Raw genomic sequence first — 3879 nt, 5'->3', positions numbered from 1 at the left:
GCGCCTCAGCCGTTCGTCCGCGAAACCGCGCGGCACACGGCGCGCCTCGGGATACAGCCGGTCCACCAGGGCGTTCACGGCGGCCACGGCTGGGCGGGGATCGCCGGCCGCCAGACGCACGGAGAGAAAGCCGCCGCTGCTGCCGATGGTGAACATCAGCGCCTCGTCCGCGTCGCGCGCGGTCCGGAAACGGACATTGCCGATGACGCCCGCCACCTCCACCGTCTCATTGTCGCCGGTGGCGTAGCGGTCACCGACCGCATCCGCCGGGTTGGGATAGCCCAGGCGCTTCGCCGCCGCCTCCGTCAGCCAGACATAGGACGGCCCCCCTTTCTCCGTCGGGCGCCAGCCGGGCGGCAAGGGCCTGCTGGCCTTCAGATCCAGGCCATAGGTGGTGATGAAGTCCGGATCCGCCGAGAATTCCGACATGAAAACCTCGCCCGGCGGGGCGCCATGGGCATCGGCGCGGACCGTGATCTTCGCCATGCTCTGGCTGATGTCGGCCGGCACCAGGTTGGAAAAGGCGGCGGCCCGCACGCCGGGCAGCGTGGCCAGTTCCGCCTTCAGCGTGGCCGCCCGCGTGTCGTCGTGGGGTAGACGGCCGATGACGTAGAGATTGTCTGAACGGAAGCCCAGGGCGGCGCTGCGCGCGTGGTCCACCTGGCGCATGACCGTCGCGGTGGCGATGATGAGGATGATGGAGATGGCGAACTGCGCCACCACCAGCACGGCGCGCAACCGGCCGGCGGCCGGCGCCACCCCACCCTTCAGCACCTCCGCCGGACGGTAACCGGACAGCACCAGGGCGGGATAGAGGCCGCCCAGCACGCCGACCACCAGGGGCGTGGTCCCCACCAGGGCCAGGAAGCCGCCATCGCGCACCAGGGAGAACCCCAGCGACCGGTCCACCAGGACCTGGAAGGGGGGCAGCAGCACCTCCACCACCGCCAGGGCGGCCAGCGTGCCGGCGATGGCCAGCGCCACGGACTCCCCGGTGAACAGGGCCACCAATTGCCAGCGCCGCGCACCCGCCAGCTTGCGGATGCCGACCTCCCGCGCCCGGTTGATGGCCTGCGCGGTGGCCAGGTTGGTGTAGTTGGCGATGGCCACGCCCAGGATCAGCAGGGCCGCGCCCGACAGGATGCCCAAGGTGCCGACGTCACCGCCGGGCTTGGCCTGGTTGAAGGTCTTGATGTGCAGGTGGATGGCAGGCACCGGGTCCAGCCGCAGGGTCAGGAAGCCGGCGCGGATATCGTCCGGCAGCTCGTTCAGGACGGCGCGGCGGGCCACGAAATCCGCTAGGCGCGCCCGCACGGCCTCGGCCGAGGCGCCGGGGCGCAAACGGGCGTAGACGGCGGTCTCCCCGACGTGGCTCCACTGCTCCCCCGCCATGTGGGCCCAGTTCTTCTGGCCCCGGCCGCTGTCGGCGGCGATGCCGGTGAAGGTCAGATGGGTTTCAGCCAGGGGCGCGAGGACCCCAGTGACGGTCAGCATCTGGCCGCCCGGCGCCTGGACGGTGTGGCCCATGGGGTCGGCGTCACCGAACAGGGTGCGGGCCAGGGCCGGCGTCACCACCAGGCCGTCCGGCCGCGCCAGCGCCGTGGCGGCATCGCCGCGCGCCAGGGGATAATCCAGCACGCGCAGCAGGTTGGCGTCCGCCCACAGCAAGGGCACGTCGAAGCCGCGATCCCCCTGCCGCAGTTCCACCGTCTCTTCCGAGGCGCGGGTCACCGCCTCCACTTCCGGAAAGTCCTGCGCCAGTGGATCGGCCAGCAGCGGGGTGGACGCCCCCAGCACCACCGTGTTGCCACCCACCGACAGGGTGCTGGCCACACGGTAGAGGCGGTCCGCCCCGGTGAAGCCCCGGTCCACCGACAGCTCCCCCGCCACATACAGGCTGACCATCAGAAAGCCGGCGATCCCCGCCGTCAGCCCGAAGAGATTGAGCAGGGTGACCAGCGCGTGGCGGCGGAAGAAGGGCGGCAGGACGGTCATTCAGCGGTTTCCCCGGCTGCGGAATGAAGCCGATTCCCCAAGCAAGCCGTGTGCCTCAAGCTAAGTTATTGATTTTAAGTACGACGATTGAACCTAGCGCTTGTCCGTTACCGGACAGTGTACGCCTGCGGACACCCATAGGGCGGACAGGGTCATGTCCCTGTATGTAAATCGGCTCGATCAAATGACCCTGTCGATTTCAATGGAATCAAACGGGTACCGCGCCAATCGGAGTTCAGGTGACGCTGACCCGTAGTTCCAGACCCTCGGCCTTCAGGATTGTGGCCGGATCGGCCAGCAACCGGGCCTTGAAACCATCGTCGGCTCATGCCTAGGCGATGACACGGCTGGTGATCCTCAGTTTCTCTTCCGCGCTCCTGTCCCCCCCCGATATGGCGTGGCATAGCCGTTTGCTTGCCCAGTACCGGCCATCTCCATACCGTTACTGGTGCGCCTATGTACTGGCTGCCGATCTCGTGTGAGAGCATTTACGGGGTTGGATCCTGTCTGTAGAACAAACGCGCCACACTGGCTGTCGCATACCCCTATATGACAGTGTCCTTATGCAGCCCATGCCCACCACAGCCCTGGCACCGTCCCGCATGGCCGTGGCGATCGTCGAGGATGACGCGAACTTCCTGGATGCGCTGCGCCGGGCGCCCCAGACCGCCATCGACCTGCGGCTGGCGGGCGTCGCCGCCGTGGAGGTGGCGCGGATGCTGGACCTGCTGAACCAATAACACTCCGCACCCGAAACCCCGATGGGACGCCGCGTGATCGCCCGCATGAAATACCGCTCCACTTCCCTTCTCTCCGCCGTGGTGATCCTGTTGTCGGTGATGCCGCTGGCGGTCGTCAGCCTGACCGGCGCCATGGGCGGTTGGGACGGACAGGGACAGATGGCGCGAACCGTCCTGTTTTCCGTGGCCGTGGAACCGGGGCAGGCGCCGCCCGGCCGTCTCCCTTTGGGCGAATTCCTTCAGCGTGATCTGCCTGCGGCCTTGGATGTCGTTTTCCTGGGATCAGGGTTCTATGCCCTGCGCGTGTGGTTCCAACGGCGGCGATCATTCGGCTATATGCTGTTTTTCAGCTTGGCGGTTATTTCCTTCACCGCGCACCTCCAATTTTACTTGAGCCCCAGCCTCGTCTCCGACTGGTTCACCTGGCTGACGATCTGCACCTTGTTCTGGCTCATCGGGATCATTCATTTTTTTCTGCTGCGGCCGGCATTGCGTCCCCCGTTCACGGTCCTGACCGGAGCCGCAACCATGGTGGCGGGCGCCGTCACCCTGCTGACAGTGCCCGCCGCGGGGCTGATACCGGTGCTATCCTGCGCACCCTTCCTCATTCCCGCACTCTACGGCATGGCGCTGGCGATGGCCGCCAGTGTCAGCATTGTGGACATGACGCAGGCCGGGCCCGGGTTCAGCGCGACGCGCATGGTGGTCAGTTGTGTCGGCGTCTGTGTCATGCTGGGGGTAGCCGACCAATGGATGCAGTCCAGCGGCCTGGGCCTCGATGGCTGGTTCCTGGGGGCTTACATCAACGTCGTCGCCCTGGTGCTTGTTGGCATCCTCCTGTACCGGCGCTACAGCGCCGCCATAGCCAGGATGCAACGGGCCAACGCCGACTTGGCCGAACGCCTGCGGGTCCGCGAAGCCGAGTTGGAGGTGAGCCACCAGCGCTTGCGCGAGGTGGAACGGCGCCAGACCATCAGTGAGGAGCGCCAGCGCCTGATGCAGGATATGCACGACGGCGTGGGCGCCTCGCTGATCAGCGCCATCCGCTCCGTCGAGCGGGGCGCCGTGAACGACACCGAGGTCTCGCAAATCCTGAAGGGCTGCCTGGACGACCTGAAGCTGGCCATCGATTCGATGAGCCGGT

Annotated in this window: 3 protein-coding genes; 2 read left to right on the top strand and 1 reads right to left on the bottom strand. The window is 67.1% G+C overall.

The annotated features are described in order from the left end of the window. Positions 1 to 1995: ABC transporter permease (locus tag I55_RS04985; RefSeq protein ID WP_044559406.1), on the bottom strand; the 1995-nt coding region annotated here is incomplete at its 3' end. Positions 1996 to 2567: 572 nt separating this feature from the next. On the opposite strand from I55_RS04985, the gene I55_RS36825 reads away from it, so the two are divergent. After that, positions 2568 to 2735 carry a hypothetical protein gene (locus tag I55_RS36825; RefSeq protein ID WP_159107111.1) on the top strand — a complete coding sequence of 56 codons (168 nt, stop codon included), beginning with the start codon at positions 2568 to 2570 and terminating at the stop codon, positions 2733 to 2735. Positions 2736 to 2768: 33 nt separating this feature from the next. Continuing rightward, positions 2769 to 3879 (top strand): hypothetical protein (locus tag I55_RS04980; RefSeq protein WP_199902462.1); only part of this gene is annotated, 1111 nt, incomplete at its 3' end.

Source organism: Azospirillum sp. B4 (assembly GCF_000333275.1).
Classification (GTDB): Bacteria; Pseudomonadota; Alphaproteobacteria; order Azospirillales; family Azospirillaceae; genus Nitrospirillum.
Note: the sequence above shows the minus strand (reverse complement) of the source record. Positions and strands in the feature narration are given on the sequence as shown.

Excerpts from the sequence above, each read along its gene's own strand:
- I55_RS36825 (WP_159107111.1), top strand. The coding sequence starts at position 2,568 with ATGCCCACCACAGCCCTGGCACCGTCCCGCATGGCCGTGGCGATCGTC.